At 71.6% G+C, this 25,596-nt stretch carries 22 protein-coding genes; 13 read left to right on the top strand and 9 right to left on the bottom strand.

The genetic code is table 11. The features are described 5' to 3' along the window. The gene (locus NFX31_RS09280) at positions 1-711 is read right to left on the bottom strand and encodes a DUF4191 domain-containing protein (RefSeq protein ID WP_045250105.1); all 711 of its coding nucleotides are present in this window, start codon (positions 709-711) and stop codon (positions 1-3) included. A gap of 156 nt (positions 712-867) precedes the next feature. On the opposite strand from NFX31_RS09280, the gene NFX31_RS09275 reads away from it, so the two are divergent. Further along, complete coding sequence (locus tag NFX31_RS09275) at positions 868-2,334, top strand: hypothetical protein (RefSeq protein ID WP_262955552.1); 1,467 nt, start codon at positions 868-870, stop codon at positions 2,332-2,334. Between the two features lie 11 nt (positions 2,335-2,345). On the opposite strand, the gene sucB is transcribed toward NFX31_RS09275, so the two are convergent. From sucB to NFX31_RS09260, 3 genes are all read right to left on the bottom strand, one after another. Continuing rightward, a complete protein-coding gene (sucB, locus tag NFX31_RS09270) occupies positions 2,346-4,055 on the bottom strand; it encodes a 2-oxoglutarate dehydrogenase, E2 component, dihydrolipoamide succinyltransferase (RefSeq protein WP_262955551.1) in 1,710 nt (569 codons plus the stop codon). 97 nt (positions 4,056-4,152) lie between these two features. Further along, positions 4,153-5,526, bottom strand: coding sequence for a dihydrolipoyl dehydrogenase (gene lpdA, locus NFX31_RS09265; protein WP_045251900.1), 1,374 nt, complete (start codon positions 5,524-5,526; stop codon positions 4,153-4,155). Next, positions 5,523-7,001, bottom strand: a complete 1,479-nt coding sequence (locus tag NFX31_RS09260) for a leucyl aminopeptidase (RefSeq protein WP_045252138.1) — start codon at positions 6,999-7,001, stop codon at positions 5,523-5,525. Before NFX31_RS09260 ends, lpdA begins: the two co-directional genes overlap by 4 nt. A gap of 110 nt (positions 7,002-7,111) precedes the next feature. Here NFX31_RS09260 and NFX31_RS09255 point away from each other — a divergent pair, with 110 nt between their 5' ends. From NFX31_RS09255 to NFX31_RS09245, 3 genes are all read left to right on the top strand, one after another. Next, positions 7,112-8,047, top strand: coding sequence for a proteasome assembly chaperone family protein (locus tag NFX31_RS09255; RefSeq protein WP_262955550.1), 936 nt, complete (start codon positions 7,112-7,114; stop codon positions 8,045-8,047). A 186-nt stretch (positions 8,048-8,233) separates the two neighbouring features. Beyond that, positions 8,234-9,523 (top strand): RNA polymerase sigma factor, encoded by a 1,290-nt coding sequence (locus NFX31_RS09250; RefSeq protein ID WP_248700515.1) that lies wholly within the window; start codon positions 8,234-8,236, stop codon positions 9,521-9,523. Beyond that, positions 9,520-10,224 carry a coenzyme F420-0:L-glutamate ligase gene (locus tag NFX31_RS09245; protein ID WP_045251903.1) on the top strand — a complete coding sequence of 235 codons (705 nt, stop codon included), beginning with the start codon at positions 9,520-9,522 and terminating at the stop codon, positions 10,222-10,224. Before NFX31_RS09250 ends, NFX31_RS09245 begins: the two co-directional genes overlap by 4 nt. A gap of 66 nt (positions 10,225-10,290) precedes the next feature. Here NFX31_RS09245 and NFX31_RS09240 read toward each other — a convergent pair whose 3' ends face one another. Further along, entirely contained in the window at positions 10,291-11,313 is a 1,023-nt protein-coding gene (locus NFX31_RS09240; protein WP_091476612.1) for a sugar-transfer associated ATP-grasp domain-containing protein, read from the bottom strand. A 115-nt stretch (positions 11,314-11,428) separates the two neighbouring features. On the opposite strand from NFX31_RS09240, the gene NFX31_RS09235 reads away from it, so the two are divergent. Both NFX31_RS09235 and NFX31_RS09230 read left to right on the top strand, forming a co-directional pair. Beyond that, the gene (locus tag NFX31_RS09235) at positions 11,429-12,151 is read left to right on the top strand and encodes an alanine racemase (protein WP_258955299.1); all 723 of its coding nucleotides are present in this window, start codon (positions 11,429-11,431) and stop codon (positions 12,149-12,151) included. Next, positions 12,139-13,188, top strand: a complete 1,050-nt coding sequence (locus tag NFX31_RS09230; protein WP_262955548.1) for an alanine racemase — start codon at positions 12,139-12,141, stop codon at positions 13,186-13,188. Before NFX31_RS09235 ends, NFX31_RS09230 begins: the two co-directional genes overlap by 13 nt. Positions 13,189-13,322: 134 nt before the next feature. Here the strand turns inward: NFX31_RS09230 and NFX31_RS09225 are convergent, their stop codons facing one another. Beyond that, complete coding sequence (locus tag NFX31_RS09225) at positions 13,323-13,535, bottom strand: DUF7455 domain-containing protein (RefSeq protein ID WP_045251906.1); 213 nt, start codon at positions 13,533-13,535, stop codon at positions 13,323-13,325. Positions 13,536-13,716: 181 nt separating this feature from the next. On the opposite strand from NFX31_RS09225, the gene NFX31_RS09220 reads away from it, so the two are divergent. Genes NFX31_RS09220 through NFX31_RS09210 form a run of 3 tightly spaced genes read left to right on the top strand, consistent with a single transcriptional unit; the run spans position 13,717 to position 17,249 of the window. After that, the gene (locus NFX31_RS09220) at positions 13,717-15,825 is read left to right on the top strand and encodes a DNA gyrase/topoisomerase IV subunit B (protein ID WP_082072461.1); all 2,109 of its coding nucleotides are present in this window, start codon (positions 13,717-13,719) and stop codon (positions 15,823-15,825) included. Next, complete coding sequence (locus NFX31_RS09215; RefSeq protein ID WP_220387406.1) at positions 15,825-16,298, top strand: GNAT family N-acetyltransferase; 474 nt, start codon at positions 15,825-15,827, stop codon at positions 16,296-16,298. The genes NFX31_RS09220 and NFX31_RS09215 overlap by 1 nt, the downstream gene beginning before the upstream one ends. Before the next feature lie 12 nt (positions 16,299-16,310). Further along, positions 16,311-17,249: an arginase family protein gene (locus NFX31_RS09210; protein WP_262955547.1), complete on the top strand. Its 939-nt coding sequence runs from the start codon at positions 16,311-16,313 to the stop codon at positions 17,247-17,249. Here the strand turns inward: NFX31_RS09210 and NFX31_RS09205 are convergent. Further along, positions 17,227-18,444, bottom strand: coding sequence for a glycosyltransferase (locus NFX31_RS09205; RefSeq protein ID WP_262955546.1), 1,218 nt, complete (start codon positions 18,442-18,444; stop codon positions 17,227-17,229). The two genes, NFX31_RS09210 and NFX31_RS09205, sit on opposite strands and share 23 nt — an antisense overlap. Positions 18,445-18,516: 72 nt before the next feature. Here NFX31_RS09205 and NFX31_RS09200 point away from each other — a divergent pair, with 72 nt between their 5' ends. Genes NFX31_RS09200 through NFX31_RS09185 form a run of 4 tightly spaced genes read left to right on the top strand, consistent with a single transcriptional unit; the run spans position 18,517 to position 22,547 of the window. After that, entirely contained in the window at positions 18,517-19,515 is a 999-nt protein-coding gene (locus NFX31_RS09200; protein WP_091476606.1) for an NAD-dependent epimerase/dehydratase family protein, read from the top strand. Next, positions 19,512-20,309 carry an MBL fold metallo-hydrolase gene (locus NFX31_RS09195; RefSeq protein ID WP_045251910.1) on the top strand — a complete coding sequence of 266 codons (798 nt, stop codon included), beginning with the start codon at positions 19,512-19,514 and terminating at the stop codon, positions 20,307-20,309. Before NFX31_RS09200 ends, NFX31_RS09195 begins: the two co-directional genes overlap by 4 nt. Then, positions 20,309-21,628, top strand: a complete 1,320-nt coding sequence (locus NFX31_RS09190; RefSeq protein WP_045251911.1) for a F390 synthetase-related protein — start codon at positions 20,309-20,311, stop codon at positions 21,626-21,628. Before NFX31_RS09195 ends, NFX31_RS09190 begins: the two co-directional genes overlap by 1 nt. Next, positions 21,615-22,547: a 3-oxoacyl-ACP synthase III family protein gene (locus NFX31_RS09185; RefSeq protein WP_262955545.1), complete on the top strand. Its 933-nt coding sequence runs from the start codon at positions 21,615-21,617 to the stop codon at positions 22,545-22,547. Before NFX31_RS09190 ends, NFX31_RS09185 begins: the two co-directional genes overlap by 14 nt. 24 nt (positions 22,548-22,571) lie before the next feature. Here NFX31_RS09185 and NFX31_RS09180 read toward each other — a convergent pair whose 3' ends face one another. Beyond that, positions 22,572-23,093, bottom strand: coding sequence for an AAA family ATPase (locus NFX31_RS09180; protein WP_262955543.1), 522 nt, complete (start codon positions 23,091-23,093; stop codon positions 22,572-22,574). Beyond that, entirely contained in the window at positions 23,090-25,537 is a 2,448-nt protein-coding gene (locus NFX31_RS09175) for a DNA gyrase/topoisomerase IV subunit A (protein WP_045251914.1), read from the bottom strand. The genes NFX31_RS09180 and NFX31_RS09175 overlap by 4 nt, the downstream gene beginning before the upstream one ends. Positions 25,538-25,596 lie beyond the last annotated feature (59 nt).

The following is a 25,596-nucleotide window of genomic DNA, read 5'->3' as shown; positions in this document are numbered from 1 at the left end:
TCAGCGCGGGCGCGGTGCGCGCGTCTTGAGCGGGTCGATGCCCTTCGGGATCGGCAGCGAGGCGACCGACTGCGACACGGACTCCATGCGCTTGATGACGGCGGCCATGGTGGCGTTGTCGATGGCCTTCGGGAGCTTCTTGATCGTCTTGGAGAGCTTGTCGATGGAGACGTCGTCCTCGCCGTGCCCGACGTAGAGCACCGTCACCGGGACGCCCTGCGCGACGCGCATGGCCTTGGTCTTCTCATCCTTGACGAGACGGGTCAGGCGACCACGGGCGCCTTCGGCGACCACGACGATCCCGCCGCGCCCGATCGCGCGGTACACCGCGTCCTGCGACTTGGGGTTCACGCCCACGGGGATCTCGGAGCCCTGCCAGTTGCGGCCCAGGGAGGTGCTGATCACGTGTCCCGCGGCGCCGGGCATGCCGTCGATCTTCCGGTACATCGCCGTCGTCGAGAGGCGTGTCATCAGGAACATCGCGCCGAGCACGCCGCCGAGCAGGCCTGTGATGCCCCACAGCACGACGCTCCAGATCTGGAACGGGGGGATCAGATAGCCGACGATCACACCGATGAGGACGCCGGCGACCAGGATCGCGATCTGGGCCCAGGGCAGCCACGGGTAGATCTCCCGGGTGAAGCGGAAGAGCGAACGCAGCTGGGAGAAGAAGCCGGGCTGCTTCTCCGTCGCGGAGGGACTTTTTGCCATGTCTTCCAGCCTACCGATTCCGCAGGCGCTCGACGGCGCGGGTCTGCTCGCGCTGGGCGAACATGACCGTCCTGCACAGCAAGCCTCCGCCGCAGTTTGTGCACGGATCGCGCCTCCTAGGCTTCCGAGTCGGGAGGGGAGCGCTGGGATAGGGGCATGACCGAGAGCCCCAGATCCGTCGCCGTTGCGGGCGCGCACCGTTCGATCCGCGTGCTCGCCGACGGCGAGGGGCCGTTCCCCGGCGAGCTCGTCTCGCGGGGCGCGACGGTGGCGGTGCGGACGCCGGTGGCTCGTCTGGCCGGATGGGCGGGCTGGGCGCATGCCGGGGCCGAGCATGTCGCGGCCCCGCTCGATCTCGCGCTCGGCGCGGACGGGCAGGATGCGCTGCTGCCGTGGTGTGTGCGGACGGTCGACGCTCACCTCGTCCGCGGAGGCGAAGGCCCGTCCGTTTCGCGGGGAGAAGCGGTGACGCTCGCCGTCAGCATGCTGCGCGGCGTGGTGGAGCTCGCGCCCGAGCGGCGCGGAGCGGGCGAACCGGGCGAGGAGGCCCGCGGCCGATGGTGGCTGACCGACGACGGGCGGCCCGTCTTCGTGATCCCGCCTGCGGCGGCTTCGACCGAGGAGACGGTGAGCGTCGCGGCGCTGTATCAGCTGCGAGAGCTCGAGGGGCGCGTCGAGGATCGCGCGCTGAGGCGGCTGCTGGTCCGACTGGCGGATGCCCTGCACGATCCTCGGCGTCTCCGCGCCGAGGCGGCGCGCTGGGAGCAGGAGCTGCTCGAGATCGCCGCTCCGCGTCCCCTGCACGTGTCCGGGGGCGTGGGTGAGGGCCCGTCGCTCGAGGTCCCTCGGCGCGAACAGACGTCGCGGGCTCCGGCACCACGGCGGCGGGATCTGAGATCGGGAGATGCGATGCCCAGGCGGCGATCCGACGGGACCTCGCACGGCGTGAGGCGAGGTGCAGGGCCGCTGCGAGAGTCGATCGCCGGGTTGTGCGAGACGGCTGCGAGGCGGGCGGCGACGTTCCTGTCGCGGTTCGCGCGCTCCGCCCAGCCGCGTTCGCGCGTCCCGCGTCCGACTGCGCACCCGCGTCGCCGGTGGGCGGGTCCGACCGTGGTCGCGGTCGCCGCGGCCGTCGTGATCGTGCTGGGCGGTGCGCTGTGGCCGGTCGACGGGAGGAGCAGCGCGGACGCGGCCGATCACGCTCCCCGGCCGCGTCCGTCCTCGGCATCGGCGGCGCCGCGCGGGGCGGAGTCTCCCGCTGCATCCCCGAAGGCGCAGCCGACTCCCGCGCCCTCGGATGCCCCGCGCCCTCCCGCCCCCTCGGCGCAGCAGGATCCCCGCGCCGCCGCCGAGGAGCTCCTCTCCGCCGCCCGCCGCTGCCGTGCAACGCCGGTAGCGGGGTGCGACGCGCTCTGGGAGGGCGAGGCGGCGGGCGCGAAGGAGATCAGGGACCAGGACGGGCAGCCCGCCTTGATCGAGGACTACGGCGACCTCGCAGCGCTGCGGAGCGGGGCGGGCGAGGGGGCGCAGCTGGTGGTGATCATCCGCAGAGACGTCGAATGGCGGATCCGCGATGTGTACGACATCGCAGATCCGCCATCCGAGGGAGCGGGAGCTCCGTGAATCCGTGCGGGTCAGGCCCCGAGCTGCGCGGCGAAGTCCGCCGCCTCCAGGCGCGCCTTCACCGACGACAGGAACCGGGCCGCGTCGGCGCCGTCGATCGTGCGGTGGTCGTAGGACAGCGCCAGGTAGACGTAGGAGCGGATCGAGATCGCCTGCTGACCGTCGACCGTGACCACGCCGGGACGCTTCACGACGACACCGGTGCCGAGGATCGCGGACTGCGGCAGGAAGACGACCGGAGTGTCGAACAGGGCCCCACGCGAACCGGTGTTGGTCAGCGTGAACGTTCCGCCGGCGAGCTCGTCCGGCTTCAGCTTGTTGTCGCGCGTGCGTGCCGCGAGGTCGGCGATCTCGTGGGCGATCTGCGCGATGTTCTTCGACCCCGCATCGCGCAGCACCGGCGTGAGCAGGCCGCGCTCGGTGTCCACCGCGATCGAGATGTTCTCGGAGGCGGGGTACACGATGTCGGTGCCGTCGACGGTCGAGTTCACGATGGGGAACTCCTGCAGCGCCTCGGCAGCGGCCAGGGCGAAGAACGGCAGGAAGGACAGCTTGTCGCCGGTCTTCTGCTGGAACGAGCCCTTGACCTCATCGCGGTAGGCGGCGAGCTTCGTGACATCGACCTCGACGACCGTGGTCAGCTGCGCGGTCTGCTGCATCGAGGCGACGGCCCGCTCGGCCAGAACCTTGCGCAGACGCGACATCGGCTGCGTGGTCCCGCGCAGCGGCGAGATCACGCGCTCCTTCGGCGCAGCCGCAACGGCGGCGGGCGCAGCGGTCGCAGCCGGAGCGGCGGCAGCGTTCAGCACGTCCTCCTTGCGGATGCGGCCGCCCACGCCGGTGCCGGCGACGGATGCGAGGTCGACGCCCTTCTCGGCGGCGAGGCGACGCACCAGCGGCGTCACGTACAGCGAGTCGGACCCGGTGTCGGCAGCGGCCGTCGGAGCCGGGGCAGCGGCCGGCGCGGCCGCGGGGGCAGGTGCGGCGGCGGGAGCCGGAGCGGCGGCCGGGGCCGGGGCAGCGGCCGGAGCCGGAGCGGCGGCGGGAGCCGGAGCAGCAGCGGGAGCCGGAGCGGCGGCCGGAGCCGGAGTGGCCGCGGGAGCAGCTGCCGGGGCGCCGCTGCCGATGCGTGCGAGCACGGCACCGACGGCGATGGTCTCGTCCTCGGCGGCCACGATCTCCTGCAGGGTGCCCGCAACGGGCGAGGGGATCTCGGTGTCGACCTTGTCGGTGGAGATCTCGAGCAGCGGCTCGTCGACGGCCACGTCATCGCCGACCTGCTTCAGCCAGCGGGTGACCGTGCCCTCCGTCACGCTCTCGCCCAGCTCGGGCAGGCGCACGTCGGTCGCGTCGGACGAGGCGGAGGCGGGCGCGGGGGCTGCGGCCTCGGCGGCGGGCGCCTCGGCAGCGGGAGCCTCCGCGGCCGGAGCAGCGGCGGGCTCAGCGGCCTCGGCGGCCGGAGCGGCAGGCGCGGACGTGCCGGAGCCGTCGCCGATGCGTGCGAGGATCGCGCCGATCTCGACCGTGTCGTCCTCGGCGACGAGGATCTCCTCGATCACGCCGCTGACGGGGGACGGGATCTCGGTGTCGACCTTGTCGGTCGAGATCTCGAGCAGTCCCTCGTCGGCCTGAACGGTGTCGCCGACCTGCTTGAGCCAACGGGTCACCGTGCCCTCGGTGACGCTCTCTCCGAGGGCGGGAAGGACCACGGGTGTGCTCATGACGGAGTCTCCTTAAGGAAGTACGTGATGGTGATCAGCTTAGTGGGCAACACGGGGTTCAGCCCAGCCTTGATTTCCACGATGTGCAAGAAAGTTTTCACAATGCGTGAAGTGGTTTGCCCGCAAGAGCGAGGAAGGCCTCGCCCAGCGCCTCGCTCTGCGTCGGGTGCGCGTGGATCAACGGGGCGATGTCCTCGGGGTGGGCCTCCCAGCTCACGGCGAGCTGGCCCTCGGTGATGAGCTCTCCGACGCGGTCGCCGAGAAGATGAACACCGAGCACCGGGCCGTCCTTGAGGCGGACGACCTTCACGAGTCCACCCGTGCCGATGATCTCGCTCTTGCCGTTGCCGGCGAGGTTGTACTCGTAGGAGACGACGCTGTCGGCGCCGTGCTCCGCGACGGCCGCGGCCTCGGTGACGCCGACCGAGGCGACCTCCGGGCTGCAGTACGTGACGCGGGGGACCTGCGCATCCGGGATCACCGCCGGAGCGAGACCCGCGATGCGCTCGGCCGCGGCGATGCCCTGCAGGAAGCCGCGATGGGCGAGCTGGAGCCCCGGGACGATGTCGCCCACGGCCCAGACGTGCGCGACGTTCGTGCGCAGCTCGGGATCCGTCAGCACGAATCCGCGCTCCATCTGCACTCCGGCCTCCTCGAATCCGAGGCCGGCCGTGGCGGGGCCGCGGCCGACGGCCACGAGCAGGTAATCGGCCTCGTACGAGGTGCCGTTCTCCAGCGTGACGGTGACGGCATCGGCGGTCTGGGTCGCACTCGCGAACCGCACCCCGAGCGAATACGCGATGCCGCGGCGGCGGAACGCGCGCTCGAGGCCCTTGCTGAGAGCGATGTCCTCGTTCGGTGCGAGATGGTCGAGCGCCTCGACGATCGTGACCTCGGCGCCGAACGAGCGCCAGACGCTCGCGAACTCCACGCCGATCACGCCGCCGCCGAGGATCACCACGCGCTGCGGCACCTCCTCGAGCGCCAGAGCCTGCTCGCTCGTGAGGATCCGCCCGCCGATCTCGAGCCCGGGAAGGCTGCGGCTGTACGAGCCGGTCGCCAGGACCACGTCGGCGCCGGCGTAGACGTCCTCGCCGACGGCCACCGTGCGGTCGGCGAGGAGCGTGCCCTCGCCGTGGACGACCGTGATGCCGCGGGCCTTGATGAGCCCCTCGAGGCCCTTGTACTTCTTCGCGACGATCCCCTCGCGATAGGCGCGGACGCCGGCGGGGTCGATGCCGTCGAACGAAGCGCCCACGCCGTACTTCGCGGCGTCGCGCACGTTCTCCGCGATCTCGGCGGAGTGCAGCAGCGCCTTGGTGGGGATGCAGCCGCGGTGCAGGCAGGTCCCGCCCACCTTGTCCTTCTCGATCAGGACGACGGACTTCCCGAGCTCGGCGGAGCGCAGCGCCGCGGCGTAGCCGCCGCTGCCGCCGCCCAGGATCACGACGTCGGCGCTGTGCGCGGTCATGCGCGGCCTCCCTTCGCGCGGGTCTCGGCGAAGGCGATCAGAGTGCGGACGATCGCACCCGTCGCGCCCTTGTCGGTGAAGCCATAGGGGGCGCCCTTGTGCTCGGACGAGCCGGCGATGTCCAGATGCGCCCACGGGATCCGCGGGGCGTCGTCCTCGTCCGACACGCGCCCGACCATCCGCCGCAGGAACAGGCCGGCGAAGAGCGAGCCGCCGGCCGGGTCGCCGATCTTCGCGTTCACCATGTCGGCGATCGGCGACTTCAGCTCCTCCTCCATGTGCTCGGGCAGCGGCATCGGCCACGCGGCCTCGCCGGTCGCGGCGGCCGCGGCCAGCACCTCCTGGACGGTGTCGTCGTCGCCGAACACACCCGTGTGGCGCATGCCGAGCGCGACGATGATGGCGCCGGTGAGCGTCGCGACGTCGAGGATCACGTCCGGGTGCTCCCGGCTGGCCGCGACGAGTCCGTCCGCGAGGACGAGGCGGCCCTCCGCATCGGTGTTGAGCACCTCCACGGTCTGCCCGTCGGCGAAGCGCAGCACGTCGCCCGGCCGGATCGCCGTGCCGGACGGCATGTTGTCCGCGATGCACAGCCAGGCCGTGACGCGGATCGGCAGGCCGAGCGCGGCGACGGCCTTGGTCGCGGCGAGGATGCTCGCGGCGCCCGCCATGTCGGTCTTCATGCCGACCATGCTGGCCGGCGGCTTGAGCGAGAGACCGCCGGTGTCGAACGTGATGCCCTTGCCGACGAGGGCGATGTGCCCGGTCGCGTCGGCGGGGGAGTAGTCCAGGCGCACCAGACGCGGCGGTCGGGCGGAGCCCTGACCGACTCCGAGGATGCCTCCGAACCCCCCGGCGGCGAGCGCCTGCTCGTCCAGCACCTCGACGGAGACGTCCAGGCCGGCCACCGCATCGCCGGCGCGCGCGGCGAGGTCGGCGGGTCCCAGCCATTCGGCGGGCGTGGTGACCAGGTCGCGGGTGAGCGCCACGGCCTCGGCGAGGGCCGTGGCGTGCGCGACGTCCTCTGCGGAGAGCTCGGCGTGCAGGACGACGGCGCTCGCGCGCTTCTGCTTCTCGCCCGAGCGGTAGTCGTCGAAGCGGTAGCCGCCGAGCAGCGCGCCCTCCGCAGCCGCGCTCGCGAATCCGGCGACGGCGTCGGCGAGGAGGACGGACACCCGGTCGAACCCGGTCAGCGTGCGCAGCGCGGCTCCCGCGGCCTCGCGGACGCTGCTCGCATCGGGAGCGGCGCCGGCGCTCACCACGGCGACCGGGACGCCGGCGATCTCGGGAGCCGGGATGCGCGCATATGCGCCCGCCTTTCCCGTGAAGCCCACCGCGGTCAGCGCCGCGTGCGTGGAGGAGAACGGGGACAGGTCTTCCGGGGTGTCCGTGAGACCGGCGACGACGAGCACGACCGCATCTGCGTTCGTGTCCGCCGGAGCGCCTGTGAAGAGCTCGAGCGCAGGTGACGTCATGATCTCCATCCTAGATTCGGACGGCGCACGGCGGAGCGGACGCGGCGCGCGCGTGTTCGCTCTCAGCGCTCTGCGGATCCTCGGCGCGGAGCGGCTCGTAGCATGGAGTCATGCCCATCTCCGGAGAGATCCACGAACGCGTCGCCCGTGCCGGCGGCGTGCCGTCCGGCCTGCCTCTGGTCATCCTGCTGACCGGGTTCACCGACGCCGGATCCGCGGTGTCGGGGCTCATCGACCATCTCGGCGAGACCACCGCGCCCGAGCCGGTGCTCGTCTTCGACAACGACGTGCTGCTGGACTACCGTGCGCGGCGGCCGGTGCTGACGTTCGACCAGGACCACATCGCGGATCTCAAGCCCGCGCGGCTGGAGCTCTCGCTCGCGCACGACGCGCTGGCCCGCCCGTTCCTGCTGCTGGCGGGCTACGAACCCGACTTCGCCTGGAACGCCTTCGCGGACGTCGTGCTCGACTTCGCGGCGGAGTTCGAGGTGTCGACCGTGACCTGGGTGCACTCGATCGCGATGCCGGTGCCGCACACGCGCCCGATCGGCGTGACCGTCAGCGGCAACCGCGCGGAGCTCATCGCGGCGCACTCGGTCTGGCGTCCGCGGACCCAGGTCCCGGGCACGGTCGGGCACCTCCTGGAGTACCGCTTCGTGCGGGCGGAGCGGAGCGTCGCGAGTTTCGTGCTGCTGATTCCGCACTACCTCGCCGACACGGAGTACCCCGACGCGGTGCTGACCGCCGCAGAGAAGGTCATGGCGGCGACGGGCCTTGTGCTGCTGACCGACGACCTGCGCGACCGGCGCGCGTCGTACCTCGAGCGCGTGGACGAGCAGGTGCGCGACAACGAGGAGCTCGGCCAGATGGTGAGCACGCTCGAGCATCGCTACGACGCGTACATGGCGGGCCTCGACGTCGAGGACGACGGGCCGGCGGAGTTCGACGAGCGCTCGCTGCCCAGTGCCGATGAGCTCGCTGCGGAGCTGGAGCGGTTCCTGGCGTCGCGTCCCAGCGGCGACGAGGACAAGAACGGCCGCATCTGACCTTCTGCGGGAAGGTTCCCACGAGGAACCGGCGAGGATCGGCGCGGATCTGCGGATCCGGCCTCGTCGGCGGCAGAGTGTGCGATACTTATCTGACGACCCGTTGTCAAGACCCTCTGCACCGTTGAGGACTTGACAAGGGTCTTACTAGTGCCCGAAACGGCACAGGCCGATCAAGCCGACAGGCTGAAGGAACACAGGGCGCCCGCGCAGCGCCCCGTTGAGAGGCGAGACGTGACGACTGCCACGAAGAAGAACACCCGCACGAAGACCGAGGCCACCGAGCCCGAGGAGGTCGCGGCGAACGCCGACGGCACCGCGGAGCAGGCCGCCCCGACGAAGGCGGCGGCGAAGAAGCCGGCTGCGAAGAAGTCGACCAGGGCGAAGAAGGATGCCGTCGAGGAGACCGCGTCCGAGGACGCGCCCGCCGAGGTCGCCGACGACAGCGACGAGGAGGAGGGCGCCAAGCCCGCCTTCGCCGAGCCGCTGCCCACCGGAGCGATCCGCATCAGTTCGACGGATGAGGACGACGTCCCCGTCTACTCGACCCAGATCACCGGCGCCACCGCCGACCCGGTCAAGGACTACCTCAAGCAGATCGGAAAGGTCGCGCTGCTGAACGCGGCCGAAGAGGTCGAGCTCGCGATGCGGATCGAGGCCGGTCTGTTCGCCGAGGAGAAGCTGTCGGCGATGTCCGCGGCGGAGAAGACCAGCCAGCTCGGGCTCGACCTGCAGTGGGTCGCCCGTGACGGCCAGCGTGCGAAGAGCCACCTGCTGGGCGCGAACCTGCGCCTCGTGGTCTCGCTCGCCAAGCGCTACACGGGCCGCGGCATGCAGTTCCTGGATCTGATCCAGGAGGGCAACCTCGGTCTCATCCGTGCGGTGGAGAAGTTCGACTACACCAAGGGCTTCAAGTTCTCGACCTATGCGACGTGGTGGATCCGTCAGGCGATCACCCGCGCGATGGCCGACCAGGCGCGCACGATCCGCATCCCGGTGCACATGGTCGAGGTCATCAACAAGCTCGCCCGCGTGCAGCGTCAGATGCTGCAGGACCTGGGCCGCGAGCCCACGCCGGAAGAGCTGAGCCGCGAGCTCGACATGACGCCGGAGAAGGTCATCGAGGTGCAGAAGTACGGGCGTGAGCCCATCTCGCTGCACACGCCTCTGGGTGAGGACGGAGACAGCGAGTTCGGAGACCTCATCGAGGACACCGAGGCCGTGGTCCCGGCCGACGCGGTCGGCTTCACGATGCTGCAGCGTCAGCTCGAGCAGCTGCTCGACTCGCTGTCGGAGCGCGAGGCGGGCGTCATCCGCATGCGCTTCGGCCTCGGTGACGGGCAGCCCAAGACGCTCGACCAGATCGGCGACACGTTCGGCGTGACCCGCGAGCGGATCCGGCAGATCGAGTCCAAGACGATGGCGAAGCTGCGCCACCCGAGCCGTTCGCAGTCGCTGCGGGACTACCTCGAGTGAGCGCGGAGGCGAAGCCGAACGACGGCAAGAACCTCGACATCTCCGTCGAGGGCACACGCTGGCTGCGGATCCCGATCCGGACGAAGGTCGTCATGCCGGGCGACGTGCTCGCCGACGTCGTGAGCGAGTACGCCGCGGGTGAGGTGAAGGAGGGCGACCTTCTCTTCATCACCGAGAAGATCGTCGGCATCACGCAGGGGCGCTCGTTCCTGCTCGAGGAGATCCATCCGCGCCGGCTCGCGCACTTCCTGTCGAAGTACGTGACGCGCACGCCCTACGGCATCGGGCTCGGCATGCCCGAGACCATGGAGATGGCGCTGCGCGAGTGCGGCACCCCGCGCATCCTGCTGGCCGCAGCGGTGTCCGCCGTGACCAAGGCCTTCGGCCGTCGCGGCGACTTCTACCGGATCGCCGGCGAGAAGGCGCGCGCGATCGACGGGCCGACCGAAGGCACCATGCCGCCCTACGACCGGTCGGTGGTGCTCGGGCCCGCGCGTCCGCGCGAGGTCGCCCACGAGATGCAGGCGCTGCTCGGCGGCGTCTGCGACGTGGCCGTGGTGGACATCAACGACCTCGGCGGCAACATCCTCGGATCCACGCTCGACAAAGCCGAGGAGAAGCGGCTCGTCGCGATCCTCAAGGACAATCCGCTCGGCCAGGGCACGGAGTCCACGCCCATGGGCATCATCCGCCCGGCCTGACCGTGTGAACACGAAGAAGCCCGCCCCGTCACGACGACGGGGCGGGCTTCTTCCTGCGCCCGGCGCTCAGAACTTGATCGCGGCCTGGTAGCGCGGCTTGTGCCCGGTGCGGATGCCCGACACGCTCGGCTTGTTCTCGTAGACGCCGGCGCCCCAGTTGCCCTCCACGAGCACCGGTCCGTCGGGACCCACCACGATGTCCCAGCCGACGTACTGGACCTGCGGCACGACGCGGGCCACCTGGTCGACGAACGCCTTGACCTCGTCGATCAGCGGGAGCTGGAAGTCGGCGATGCGGAAGCCCGAGTCGGGGTGCAGCTCGTGGACGTGTCCGTGCGAGTCGTAGCCGGCGCTCACCGCGTGGCCGTCGTCGTCGAGCATCGTGTAGAAGCCGCCGAACGACATCTGGTCGCTGACCTCGCCGCGCCCGAACTTCTGCGCCATCGCGAGGATGTGCGTCTTCTCCCCGTCGAAGAACGCGGTCACGCGCGTGGTGTTGACCGTGCCGGGGCAGACGGCGGCGAGGTCCGGGTGCTGCCGGATGACCTCCTCGACGAGGAGGCGTCCCTTCCCGAGGAGCTCGGCGTGGAACGCCTCCCAGTCCGTGATGTCGGCGGCGTGGTAGCGGAACACGCCCGATCCGGCCTGGCCCATCGGGGTCTTCACGATCACCGTGCCCTGACGCTGGACGAAGTCGCGCAGCTCGTCGGCGTTGCCGGGCTTCACGACCATCCACTCACGGCGCAGGAACTCGCTGAACTTCTCGTCGAACTCGATCTTGTCGTGGAACAGGTGCCGGAAGTCGGGGTGCGCATAGCGCTCCGAGATCTGGTTCGACACCGGGTGCGTCATGTACGTCGCACGCTCCGCGCGGTTCAGGATCGCGAAGTCGTAGTCGATGTAGTCCTGGAAGCCGACGTTGTGCCGGCCGGCCGACCAGAGCATGTCCACCACGACGGCCGGGACGGCCTTTCCGTGCTGCGCCGAGGCCTCCTTCGCGCGCTCGATCACCGAGCCGACGTTGATGCGACGGGCGCGCTCGGCGAGATAGCCGAGACGGGACTTGAGGCCGAGGCCGTTCGAGGGCATGCGTACTCCGGGTCGAGGGTCGTGGAACCGGTCCATTCTAGGCGGCGATGCTCCGAGGCTCCCGGGACGGCCGGTCCCGAAAGGGGTTCGCGCGTCGCGCCGGTAGGGTGAGACGGTGACCGCCCCGCCTCCTGCCTCCCCCTCGCGGAGCGCGATGCTCCGGGCTTTCGTCTCTCGCTCGGCCCTCGCGTCCGGGGCGGTCCGTGCCGTCGCCGCCGGGGGAGCGGGCATCGCCGACCTCCGCCGCGACGCCTGGGGGCACGGCCTGATCGAGGCCGCCCGTGTCGCGACCGCCGCGGGGGCGCGCGCCGTGCGGGTGGACGGCGAACCCGAGGTGGCGCTGCTCGCCGCCGAGGGCATCACGGCGACGTGCGACGAGGCCGCGGACCTGGATCCGCGGCTCCTCTACGGTCTCCCCGATGCGGAGGGCGCGCTCACGGGTGCTCCCGCGATGCGGGTCGTGGGCCGGGTGCTGTCCACGAAGGACATCGCCGCCGGGGCCGGCGTGTCCTACGGCTACATCCATCGGGCGCCGGTCGACTCACGACTCGCCCTGGTCACAGGCGGTTACGCCCAGGGCGTCGTCCGAGCGCTCGGGAGCAGCGCGTCGGTCGAGATCGACGGCGTCGTGCACCCGATCGTCGGCCGGATCGCGATGGACGTGTGCGTGGTCGACATCGGCGATGCCGACGTGGAGCCGTCCGCCGAGGTCACCTACTTCGGGGGCACAGGGCCGCTCGCCGCGGGGCTCGCGCACTGGTCGCAGGTCACGGGAATGACTGCGGGCGAGCTCGTCGCGGTCGTGGGACAGCGGACGGAGCGCACATGGGTGGCGTGACGGGACCGGTGCTGCGGGCCGATGCCACGGTGCTGCGGGCGAACATCGCGGCGGTGACCGCGCGGGTCGCGCCGGCTGAGCTGATGATCGTCGTGAAGGACGACGGCTACGGCCTCGGCGCCGCCTGGGCTGCGCGGGTCGCTGTCGATGCGGGCGTGCGCTGGATCGGCAGCTACGACATCCCGACCGCGATCCAGCTGCGCGCCGAGATCGGCGACGGTCCTCGTCTGTTCGCCTGGGTGACGTCGACCGACGACGAGATCGCCGCCGCGCTGCACGCCCATGTCGACCTCGGCGTCGGCAGCCTCGACTACCTCGAGCGCGTGATCGTGCAGGCGGACGCCAGCGGATTCCGCGCCCGGATCCACCTCAAGATCGACACCGGGCTGCACCGCAACGGCCTGTCGGCCGCGGAGTGGGACGAGGGCGTGCGCATCGCGCTCGATGCCCAGCACCGCGGCATGATCGACCTGGTCGGCGCCTGGAGCCATCTCGCCGAGGCCAGCGACGCGGAGGACGACGCTGCGCAGGCGCGCTTCCTCGCCGCCGTCGCGCGTGCAGAGGAGCTCGGCGCGGTGCTCCCGCACCAGCACCTGACCGCCTCGGCCGCCACCTGGGAGCGCCCCGAGCTGCGCGGAACGCTCGTACGCGTGGGAGCCTTCTGCTTCGGCGTGCGCTCTGCGGGCGGTCCGGATCTGCCGGGGATCGCCCCGGCGGCCGAGCTGCTCGCGCCGGTGACGCGCATCGAGGGCGACGTCGCGGTGATCGCCGTCGGATCGTTCGACGGACTGCCCAGCACCCTCGCCGGGCGCATCCGGGTCGGCACGCCGGCCGGCCCCCGGCCACTGCGCGACATCGGCATCGACGAGATGCGGCTCGAGGCCTGGGACGGTGCAGCACCGGGGGACGAGGTGCTGCTTTTCGGGCGCGGCCGCTGCGGCGAGGAGACGCCCACGACCATCGCCGAGGCGATCGGCACGGTCGGCGAGGAGATCCTCTGCCGGCTGACGCCCCGCGTGCACCGCGAGTACCGCTGACGCGACTGGTCCAGACGACGAAAGCGCCCGATGCCGCAGGGCATCGGGCGCTTCAGTCTGTGTGCGGTCGGCGGCCGGCAGGCTGCTGACGGTCCGGCTCGGACGGCTCAGCGCCGTCGTCCGGATCTTGGGGGCTACTCGCTGAGACGCGACGTCTCGTCGTGCCAGCTCGTGGCCACCGGCCGCAGCTTCTCCTCGTACTTGCGTGCGTGATGCGCGCAGTACAGGAGCTCCGAGCCATTCACCTCGACGGCGACGTATGCCTGCGCGCCGCAGGCGTCGCATCTGTCCATCGCCGTGAGGCGGGGGATGACCGTACCGGCGTCTCTTTCCGTGGTCGCGTTCATCTCGGTGCCTCCTTGGTGTTTCGGGTCCGCTTGAGGTGTCCTCAATACAACCACGCAGAGCTGAGAGTCATGCCCGAGAGACGGCGTGTTTCGCTCAGCGCGTACGCAGAGGGTCGCAGGCCCGTCACGACAAGGAGTGTCGCCGGATCCGTGTCGGGTCCTCTCGATACGATGGGGGATTGTGACAGCCGAGTACTCCGCCCATCACCTCCAGGTCCTCGAGGGTCTCGAAGCCGTCCGCAAGCGGCCCGGGATGTACATCGGCTCGAACGGCTCTCCGGGCCTCATGCACTGCCTGTGGGAGATCATCGACAACGCGGTCGACGAGGCCGTGGCCGGCAACGGGACGCGCATCGATGTCCTGCTCCACGAGGACGGCAGCGTCGAGGTGCGCGACCGCGGTCGAGGTGTCCCGGTCGACGTCGAGCCCCGCACGGGACTCACCGGCGTGGAGGTCGTCTACACCAAGCTGCACGCCGGTGGGAAGTTCGGCGGCGGCTCCTACGCCGCCTCAGGCGGTCTGCACGGCGTCGGCGCTTCCGTCGTCAACGCCCTCTCGGAGCGCCTCGACGTCGAGGTCGACCGCAACGGCAAGACCTATGCGATGTCGTTCCACCGCGGCGAGCCCGGCACGTTCGCCGACGACGGCGCGCCGCGGGCGGACGCCCCCTTCACGCCGTTCGAGGACCGCAGCGAGCTGCGCGTGATCGGGAAGGTCGCGAAGGGCGTCACGGGAACCCGCGTGCGCTACTGGGCCGACCGTCAGATCTTCACCAAGGACGCCGCGTTCCAGCTCCCCGAGCTCGAGACGCGGGCGCGGCAGACCGCCTTCCTGGTGCCGGGGCTGGAGATCGTCGTGCGCGACGAGCGCGGCGCGGCGGGAACCGCCGAGGACGGCGCCGCGCCGGCGGCGAACGAGACCAGCTACCACTACGAGGGCGGGATCAGCGAGTTCGTCGAGTACCTCGCCACCGATGCGCCGGTCACCGACACCTGGCGGCTGCAGGGATCGGGCGGATTCACCGAGACGGTGCCGGTGCTGCAGGCCGACGGGTCGATGAAGGCCACCGAGGTGCACCGTGAGTGCGCGGTCGACATCGCGCTGCGGTGGGGCACCGGGTACGAGACGGCACTGCGCTCCTTCGTGAACATCATCTCGACCCCCAAGGGCGGCACGCACCAGCAGGGATTCGAGCAGGAGCTCCTGAAGACCCTCCGCGCGCAGGTCGAGCAGAACGCCCGCCGTCTCAAGGTCGGCAACGACAAGCTCGAGAAGGACGACGTGCTGGCCGGCCTGACCGCCGTGCTCACCGTGACGGTGCCCGAGCCGCAGTTCGAGGGGCAGACCAAGGAGGTGCTCGGCACGCCCGCGGTGCGCACGATCGTCGCCCAGGTGGTGCGCAAGGCGCTCGGCGAACGGTTCTCGTCGACCAAGCGCGACGACAAGAACCAGGCGTCGATGCTTCTGGACAAGATCGTCGCCGAGATGAAGGCCCGCGTCTCGGCGCGCGCCCACAAGGAGACCCAGCGCCGCAAGAACGCGCTGGAGTCCTCGTCCCTCCCGGCCAAGCTCGTCGACTGCCGCTCCACGGACGTCGCGCAGACCGAGCTGTTCATCGTGGAGGGCGACTCCGCGCTCGGCACCGCCAAGCACGCCCGCACCAGCGAGTACCAGGCGCTTCTGCCGATCCGGGGCAAGATCCTCAACGTGCAGAAGGCGTCCGTCAGCGACATGCTGTCGAACGTCGAATGCGCCTCGATCATCCAGGTGATCGGCGCCGGATCCGGCCGCTCGTTCGACCTCTCGACGGCGCGCTACGGCAAGATCATCCTGATGAGCGACGCCGACGTCGACGGCGCGCACATCCGCACGCTGCTGCTCACCCTGTTCTACCGCTACATGCGGCCGCTCATCGAGGACGGACGGGTCTTCGCCGCCGTGCCGCCCCTGCATCGCGTGATCGTGATGAACCCCGGATCCAAGCCCAACGAGACGATCTACACCTACAGCGAGGGCGAGCTGCACGCGCTGCTGGCCAAGCTGCGCAAGCAGAACAAGCGCTGGCACGAGCCGATCCAGCGGTACAAGGGTCTCGGTGAGATGGATGCGGAGCAGCTGGCGTCGACCACGATGGACCGCTCGGGTCGTCTCCTGCGCCGTGTGCGCATGGAGGACGTGGAGGCCGCAGGGCGCGTCTTCGAGCTGCTGATGGGCAATGAGGTCGCGCCGCGTCGCGAGTTCATCATCGACTCCTCGGACCGGCTGGCCCGCGAGGCCATCGACGCCTGATGCGCCCGGTGTCGCAGGGCTTCGCGCTGCGGGCCGCGATGCCCGAGGACGTCGATCTCGTCGCCGCGCTCAAGGAGCGAGTGCTGCGCCGCGACCTGGAACCGCTGGTCGGGTGGGATCCCGACCGCTCCCGCGCCCGCGTCGTCGAGCACTTCTCGACCGCGCACACGCGCATGATCCTCGTCGACGACGCGGTCGCCGGCACGATCACGCTGCGTCCGGAACGGGAGGCGGTGTGGCTGGAGATGTTCTACCTCGACGCCGCGTACCAGGGACGGGGGATCGGCACCGCGGTGCTCCGCGCTGTGCTGGCCGAGACGCGCGAGCGCGAGCTGCGGCTGCAGGTGCTCGTCGGATCCGCCGCGCGGCGGCTCTACGAACGTCACGGCTTCGCCTGCGAGCACGAGGACGGCGTCGACGTCTGGATGCGTCGCGCTCCGGGCGGGTCGGGCGCGGCGGCGACGCCGGCTTGACAGACTGAGACGATGGTCGCCGTCGTCTCCGCCCCCACGAACCTCGGTCTCCGCCCGCCCGTGCCGGGCGGCGTGCCGGGAGCCGCCAAGGCACCCGAAGCGCTCCGCGAGGCGGGACTGCACCGTCTGCTGCACGCGCGTGGCGCGGTCGACGGCGGTGTCGTGCTGCCGGGCCGATACGTGGACGACGACGGACGCCGAGCGGCCGGAACGGTGCGCAATCAGGCGGCCATCATCGACCATGCCAGTCGCCTCGCGCATCGTCTGTTCGAGATCCGGGAATCGGGGCAGGCGCCGCTGGTGCTCGGCGGCGACTGCAGCCTTCTGATCGGCGCCGGACTCGCGACTCGCGTGAGCGGCGGCGGGGGCCTCGTGCACATCGACGGTCATACGGACTTCCGCCACCCGGGCAACAGCGACGGCGTCGGGAGCGTGGCGGGGGAGGACCTCGCCGCCGCGGTGGGTGCGCACTCGCCTGCGCTCAGCGACATCGACGGGCTCTCCCCGTATTTCGCTCCGGCGCGCACCGCGCACATCGGCTGCCGCTACGGCGACCCGCACGAGGAGGAGCTGCGCCGGACCATCGCGCTCGTCGCGCCCGCCGACGAGGTCATCCTGCACGGCGGCGTGCGGGCGGCGTCCCGCGTCCGCGCGGTGGACGGCCTCGAGAGCGGCTACTGGATCCAGGTCGACGTGGACGTGCTGGATCCGTCGCACATGCCGGCCGTGGACAGCCCCGACCCGGGTGGGCTCTCGCCGGGGGAGCTCATCGGCCTGCTCGCCGCGCTCGCACCGCACGCCTGGGGTGCGTCGGTGACGGTGTTCGATCCGGACCTGGACCCGGATGGCGTGCACGCGCGCACGGTCGCGGGGATCGTCGCGGAAGGGCTCGCGGATCTCGGGGCGGAGATCGGAGACGACGCCCCCATCAGCGCGCCCGGCGCGCGCTGATGGCCGCGTCGTAGACGGCGAGCAGCCGGTCCCGGTGCGTGCTCTGGGCGACCTGCGGCCGATGCGCGATCGCTGCGGCGCTCATCCGGGCGACGTGTTCCGGTGCTCCCGCCAGCGCGGTCAGAGCGGCGGACAGTCCTTCGGCATCCGGGCTCGCGGCGACGAGGTATCCGTCCGGAGGCAGCGCCTCGGCGAGGTCCGGATCGGCGAGGATCACCGGCAGACCCGCGGCGACGGCCTCCAGCAGCACCATGGGCTGGTTGTCGAAGTCCCACGAGGAGGAGACGAGCACGTGCGCGTCCTGCATCGCGGACAGCACCTCGTGCTGGGGGACCGAGCCGCGGACGTCCACGCGGCCCTTTCCGATCGCGGCCGCACGCCGTGCGACCGCGGCGCGCGAGATCCCGTCGCCGAGCATGACGGCCGTCGCACCCGGCGTGCGGGCCATCGCATCGAGGAACACCTCGGGGCGCTTCTCGGGGGACAGCCGACCGCACCACAGCACCCGCAGCGGCTCCCCGGCGGAGAGGTGTCGCGGAGGCGGCTGTCCGATCGCCGCGAGCACGGAACTCTCGAGTCCGTTCGACAGCACGGTCAGCGGCGTCCGCACGCCCTGGGTGCGGAGCTTGCCCGCGAAGTGCTCAGACGGCACGATGACGTGATCGGCCTGCTGCGCCTGGCCGACCATGAGCCGCCACATGCGTTGCGCCGTGCGGGTGCGCGCGTAGTGCGCCGTCGGGTCGATGCGGGCGTCGGCAGCCCCGAGACCACGCCGGTGCATCGCGGCGAGCACCGCCGTGGTCACGGCCGGAAGCGGGAGCACCGAGCGCGTGTACACGTCGATGCGCCCGTGCATGGTCTGGACGAGGGGGATGCCCCGTGCGCGGGTGGCGCGGTATGCCGCGAGCGCCGCGAACATCTCCGTGTGCACATGCACGACGTCGAAGCCGACGAGCTCCTGCTCGAGCACCGCGGTCGCGGCGCGCAGCGTCGACGCGAACGGATACCCGTCGGGGGCGAAGCGCCGGGCCGTCGGCAGGCGCACGGTCGCCGCATCCGGCGACGGGGCGGCGAGGGGAGCGAACACCGTGACGTGGTGCCCGGCCCGCACGAGCTCTTCGCGATGCGCCTTGATGGCCGTCTGCACCCCGCCGAGCGTCGGCAGGTAGTAATCGGTGACCATCGCGATGCGCACGCTCCCACTGTAGGGCGGGGTCAGCGCGGGTCGTCGCGGGAGCCGCGCACGGGCGTGCCCTAGCATCGGGACATGCCCTCGACCGACGCTCCCGTGCTCGTGACGGGGGCGAGCGGCTTCCTCGGCGGACACGTCGTGCGTGAGCTGCGGGCCCACGGGATCCCGGTCCTGGCCTCGGGGCGGAACGTCACCGCGCTCGCGCGGATCTCCGCTGCGGAGGATCGACTCGTCCTGCCGCTCGCGGAGCTCCCCGCCGTGCGTCGCGACGTCGATGCGGTGGTGCACTGCGCGGCCCTCTCCTCGCCCTGGGGGCGCCGGCGCGACTTCGAGGAGGCCAACGTCGCGGGCACGGCCGCGGCGCTCGCCTTCGCGGAGCGCAACGGGGCGCGGCGGTTCGTCTTCGTCTCGTCGCCGAGTGTGTACGCCGCGGGACGGGACCGCACGGGGATCCGCGAGGACGAGGTCGACGTCGGCAACCGGCTGAACGAGTACATCCGCTCGAAGATCGCCGCCGAGGCCCTCTTGCAGGAGGCGCTGCGCGCGGGCCGGATCCGCGAGCTCGTCATCCTGCGGCCTCGGGGGCTCATCGGCGCCGGCGATCCGAGCCTCGTGCCGCGGCTCGTCGCGGTGCACCGCCGGATCGGCGTGCCGCTCTTCGACGGCGGACGCAACCTCGTCGACGTCACCGCCGTCGAGAACGCGGCGAGCGCGCTGCGCCTCGCACTCCGCAGCGGTGACCCGCGCGGCGGCGTCTACAACATCAGCAACGGCGATCCGCGTCCGTTCCGGGTGCTGCTCGAGGAGCTGCTCGTGCGGCTGGGGGAGACGCCGCGGTACCGGCACGTCTCCCGCCGGGCGGCGTGGGCGATGGCCGCGGCGATGGAGGCGGTGTGCGGGGTGCTCCCCGGTCGTCCGGAACCTCCGCTGACCCGCTACACGTTGTCCACCATCGCCTTCTCCCAGACGCTCGACATCACGCGCGCCAGGGCGGAGCTCGGCTACCGGCCCGTGGTGTCGATCGATGAGGCGCTCGACCGTGCGGTGGACGCCCTGTCCCCGGAGGTGCGATGACCGGCCGACTGCGGCACTTCGTCTGCGGCAGCACCGCGCATGACCTGGGTGCGCTCTTCCGCGGAGGCGAGCGGGGGGTGCGCGCGTTCCCCGCGGGCGTCTTCCTCTACGAGCCCGGCGACGGCCGCCGGATCCTGTTCGACACCGGGTACGCGCCCGAGCCGTGGGACGCCGGGTGGCGCGGTCGGGTGTACCGGCGGATCCTGCCTCCGACGGTGGATCCCCAGGAGGCGGTGGACGTGCAGCTCGCCGCGCACGGCGTCGCGCCGGAGAGCATCACGCATCTCGTGCTGTCCCACCTCCACCCCGATCACATCGGCGGCGTGGGACGGTTCCCCGGCGCGCGGCTGATCCTGACCTCCGGGATGCTCGCGTCCTACCGACGTGCGCGGCTTCGTGACGCGATCCTGGTCGGCCTGCTCCCTCCGGACTTCCCGGGGCGGGATCCGCTCGTCCTCGCACCGGACCGGTTCTCGGCCGTGCCCGTCGCGGGTGAGACCGTGCGCGTCGCGGATCCGTTCGGCGATGGCCTGCTGCGGCTCGTGGATCTGCCCGGTCATGCGAACGGGCATCTCGGAGCGCTGATCGAGGACAGGGTGCTGATCGCCGGCGACGCCGCATGGGGCTCGGATCTGCTCGCCGCGGCGCCGCGCATGCGCGCGCTGCCACGGCGGCTGCAGAACGACCCCGAGGCGTACGGGAAGACCGCGCGCATGCTCGTGGCGCTGTCGCGTGCGGGAATCCGCGTCGTCTGCAGTCATGATCCCCTGACCGACCGGGAGCTGCTCGGCTGATGTCCCGCCTGCGCATCCTGGGCGAGTTCGCCTCCACACGCTGGCTGCGTCCGCTGCGGAGCCGCGCCGCCGTCGAACGGCGTCAGCGTCGGCTGCTGCGCCGTCATCTCGACTTCCTGCGGCGGCGGTCCCCGTACTTCCGCGATCTGATCCCGCGGGGTGCGGACGATCTCGGATCACTGCCCCTGATGGACAAGGCGATCATGATGGCCCGCTTCGACGAGCTCAACACGGTCGGCGTGCGCCGCGACGAGGCCCTGAACCTGGCCCTGGCGAGCGAGCGGTCCCGCGACTTCAGCGCTGACATCGACGGATGCTCCGTGGGCCTCTCGAGCGGGACGAGCGGCCATCGCGGGCTCTTCCTGGTCAGCGCCGCGGAGCGGGACGCCTGGGCCGGATACATGCTGGCGCGGACGCTCCCGCGCGGGCGGATCCTCGGGCATCGCATCGCGCTGTTCCTTCGCGCCGGGAACACGCTGTACGGATCGGTGGCGTCCCGCGCGGTGTCGTTCTCCTACTTCGACGTCTTCGCCGACCGTGCCGCGAATCTCCAGCGGCTGGCGCGGTTCGCACCGACGATCCTGGTCGCCCCGCCGTCGGTGCTCCTCGCGATCGCCCGGGAGGTCGAGCGGGGCGCCGTGTCCGTGCGGCCGGAGAAGGTGTACGCGGTCGCGGAGGTGCTGGAGATCGCGGACGGACGCCGGATCGCCGCGGCCCTCGGACAGCGCATGATCCACCAGCTGTACCAGTGCACCGAGGGCTTCCTCGCGCACACCTGCGAGCACGGCACGCTGCATCTCAACGAGGACGGGATCGTGATCGAGCGGGAGCCGCTCGGCGACGGTCGTTTCGTGCCGATCGTGACGGATCTGCGCCGCCGAGCGCAGCCCATCGTGCGCTACCGGTTGGGCGACGTGCTGCGCGCCCGCGTCGATGCCTGCCCCTGCGGGAGCGCTCTGGCCGCGCTGGAGCGGATCGAGGGTCGAGAGGGCGACACGCTTCTGCTGCCGGGACGCGACGGCGGCACCGTGGACGTGTTCGCCGACCTGGTGTCGCGGACGATGCTCTACGCCGACGGCGTGTCGGAGTACCGCGTCGTGCAGGTGGACCGCGCCAGGCTCGAGGTGCAGCTGCGGGTGGCGGACGACGCGCGAGAGGACGCGGTGCGCGCCGACGTCGCCGCGGAACTGGCATCATTGGCCGACCGCCTCGGTGCGGTGCGACCGGAGCTCGGGTTCGCACCCTATGCGCCGGACGACGGCCGCAAGCTGCGCCGGGTAGAACGGCGCTGGAGGGGGGACGGGAATGCGGAACTGTGAGATCGCCGGCTGGGGCACGACGCTGCCCGAGCGCGTCGTGCGCTTCGGGGACGCCGTCCGCTATCGCGTCGAGGATGACGTCTCGCATCTGGACATGCTCGCCGGCGCCGCACGGCGAGCCCTGGACCACGCGGGTCTCTCGGTCGACGACGTGGATCTGGTGCTCGGCGCATCGGCGGCGGGCATCCAGCCGATCCCGTGCACCGCGGCGCTGGTGTGGGAGCGGCTGACGCGGGCGGGGCACGCGGCCGCGTTCGATGTGAACTCCACCTGCACGAGCTTCGTGACCGCGCTCGACGTCGCCTCGCGCTACCTGGACGACGGCGAGTACGGCACGGTGCTGATCGTCGCGGGAGACGTGGGGAGCCGCTTCCTCAACCCGGGGCAGCGGGAGAGCTACGAGCTCTTCAGCGACGCCGCGGCCGCGGTGGTGCTGCGGCGCCCGGCGGCCGGCGGAGGCGGCGTGGTCTCGAGCCTGCAGCAGACCTGGCCCGCGCACGCGCACGACACGGAGATCCGCGGCGGGCTCTCGCATTCCCCGGCGCAGCGGTACGCGGAGGCGGATCCGGCCGACTACCTGTTCGACATGGACGGGCGTCGCGCGCTGCTGGCCATGATGCGCGTCCTCCCGGAGTTCTTCAGCCGGTTCCTGGAGCGCGCGGGGCTCTCGCACGACGACATCGCGCTGTGGATCCCGCATCAGGCCTCCGCGGCGCTCGGCCCGATGCTGGACCGGATCGGTGTGCCGGCGGACCGTCGTGTGGACGAGGTCGCGGCGTTCGGCAACATGGTCTCCGCGTCGGTGCCGTTCATGCTCGTCCGGTCCCTCGAGTCGGGCCGGATCCGCCGCGGAGACACCGTCGTGCTCTGCGGAACCGCCGCGGGCCTCACCGCGAACGCGCTGGCCCTGCGGATCTAGCCCCGGCGTACCTGCCGTCGAGCGTCAGATCAGCGCGTCGTCCCACCGGGCGCGGATCGCGTCGAGCGTGTCGTCGAGCGTCAGGCCGGTGGTGTCGAGGCGGAGTCCCGGTGCGCGGAAGCGGTCCTGATCATCGCGCAGATGACTCCACTGATCCGCGACGTGCTTCTCGCGCGCCGCATCGCGGCCGTCGATCGTGTCTGGGGACGCCGTCAGAAGCACGAAGCGCAGCGGCAGAGCGATCCCCCGGCGGTACTCGTCGAGCAGCTCGGGCCACAGCACCACATCCGAGATCGACACGTCGAAGTCGGACTCGGCGAAGTTGCGGGCCAGTGCCACGATGTTGCGCCGACGCAGGTCCAGCTGGCGCTCCGCCTCCTCAGCGGGCTCCTGCCCGGGCGCGACCAGTCCGGAGAGGATCAGGGACTCGCCGATCTGATCGGTGTCGAGGTGTGCTCCTCGGGTGGCTCGCGCCGCGAGCTGCCGGGCCACGGTCGTCTTGCCGACGCCGGGCAGACCTGACACGAGCACCACCGAGCCGGTCATGCGCCCAGGGCGCTGCCGATCGAGCCGATCACACCGTCGATCGGCTGACCCGACGCGTCGCGCTTGGCCCCCGTCTCGGGCAGCACCCGCGCGGAGCCGTCGGGGCCGACCGCGAGCGCCGGCTCTGAGCCGACCCAGGCGAGGGTCAGGCGGTCCTCGCCCTTCAGGAACGCATGCGCCCGCACTCCGCCGGTCGCCCGGCCCTTGCCGGGGAACTCCGCGAAGCGGGACGCCTTGGCGCGGCCGGGGTCGGTGCCGGCGATCATGCCCGTGGCGCCGGAGACCGTCACCACGATGGCGTCCTCGTCGCCGGCGGCCAGCACCGAGAAGGCGATGACCTCGGCCTTGGCGCCGAGCTTGATGCCCGCCATGCCTCCCGCCGGTGCGCCCTGCGGCCGCACGCCCGAGGCGGGGAAGTGCAGCAGCTGCGCGTCGCTCGTGACGAACACGAGCTCCGTGTCGTCCGGGGCAGTGCCCGCGCCGACGACCGCGTCGCCCGGCTTCATGCCGATGATCTCGAGCTCGGGCTTCACCGCGAGCGAGGACGGCACGACCCGCTTCACGACGCCCGCGCGCGTGCCGAGCGCCAGCGGGGTGTCGTCGTCGAAGCGGACGAGCGCGAGGATCCGCTCGCTCTTGTCGAGCAGCCCGATGTAGTCGCGCAGCGGCACGCCCGCGGCGAGATGCACCGAGGCGGGCGGCACGGACGGCAGATCCATCGCGGTGAACCGCAGCACCCGTCCCGCGGTGGTGACCGCACCGATCTCGGTGCGCGTGGTGGTCGACAGCGTCGTGAGGATCGCGTCGTGCTTGCTGCGTCGCGTGGCGGGGGAGAGCTCCTGGCCGGGCTCGAGGTCCACGCGCACCGCGCGACCGGTGGTCGAGAGCACGACCGTCGTCGGAGCGTCGGCGATCTGCGTGTCCACCGGGCCCTTGGCGGCGCGCGTCTTGGGCGGCGCCGCGTTGAGCAGCATGGTGCGCCGCGGCGTGCCGTACGCCTCGGCCGCGGCGTCGAGCTCGGTCGCGACCTGTGCGCGCAGCAGCGCGTCGCTCGCGAGCAGCTCCTGCAGCGCCGCGATCTCGGCGAGCAGCTGGTCGCGCTCGGTCTCGAGCTCGATGCGGGAGAACTTGGTGAGGCGGCGCAGCCGCAGCTCGAGGATGTACTCCGCCTGCCGCTCGCTGAGGTCGAAGACGCTCTGCAGCCGGGTGCGGGCCTGCTCGGAGTCGTCCGAGGAGCGGATGACCTGGATGACCTCGTCGATGTCGAGGATCGCGATGAGCAGTCCCTCGATCAGGTGCAGGCGCTCCTCGCGGCGGGCGAGACGGAAACGGCTGCGGCGCGTGACCACCTCGAGGCGGTGCCGGACGTAGACGCTCAGCAGCTCCTTGAGCCCGAGGGTGCGCGGCTGGCCGTCGACGAGGGCGACGTTGTTGATGCTGAAGGAGTCCTCGAGCGGGGTGAGCCGGTACAGCTGCTCCAGCACCGCGTTCGGGTCGAAGCCGTTCTTGACGCCGATCTGGATCCGCAGGCCGTGGTTGCGGTCGGTGAGGTCGTTGACGTCGCTGATGCCCTGCAGCTTCTTCGCCTGCACGGCGTCGCGGATCTTCTCAATCACGCGCTCCGGTCCGACCATGTACGGCAGCTCGGTGACGACGATGCCGGTGCGACGGGGGCCGAGCGGCTCGACCGACGCCTTGCCGCGCACCTTGAACGCACCGCGGCCGTTCGCGTACGCATCGCGCACGCCGTCCAGGCCCATCACGATCCCGCCGGAGGGGAAGTCCGGTCCCGGCACGAACTCCATGAGCTCTTCGGTGGTGGCCTCGGGGTGCTCGAGCAGATGCACCGCCGCGGCCACGACCTCGATGAGGTTGTGCGGCGCCATGTTGGTGGCCATGCCGACCGCGATGCCGCTTGCGCCGTTGACGAGGAGGTTGGGGAACGCGGCGGGCAGCACGGAGGGCTGCTGGAACTGGCCGTCGTAGTTCGGCACGAAGTCGACGACGTCCTCGTCGAGGCTCTCGGTGAGCGCGAGGGCCGCGGGAGCGAGGCGCGCCTCGGTGTACCGCGAGGCGGCCGGGCCGTCGTCCAGGGATCCGAAGTTCCCGTGCCCGTCGACGAGCGGCAGACGCAGCGAGAACGGCTGGGCGAGACGCACGAGCGCGTCGTAGATCGCGGAGTCGCCGTGCGGGTGCAGCTTGCCCATCACGTCGCCGACGACGCGCGCGCTCTTGACGTGGCCTCGGTCGGGGCGCAGGCCCATCTCGGCCATCTGGAACAGGATGCGCCGCTGCACGGGCTTGAGCCCGTCGCGGGCGTCGGGGAGCGCGCGGGAGTAGATGACGGAGTACGCGTACTCCAGGAACGAGCCCTGCATCTCGCTCGACAGATCGATGTCCTGGATGCGCTCTTCGATCGGCTCGGGCGGCGTGGTGCGGGGCATGGGCTTCCTGCGGTCTTCGGGAGGCGGCGGAGCGTTTCTCGACGCCGGTCCGGGCCGGG

This window comes from Microbacterium azadirachtae (assembly GCF_025583665.1).
GTDB lineage: Bacteria > Actinomycetota > Actinomycetes > Actinomycetales > Microbacteriaceae > Microbacterium > Microbacterium azadirachtae.
Note: the sequence above shows the minus strand (reverse complement) of the source record. Positions and strands in the feature narration are given on the sequence as shown.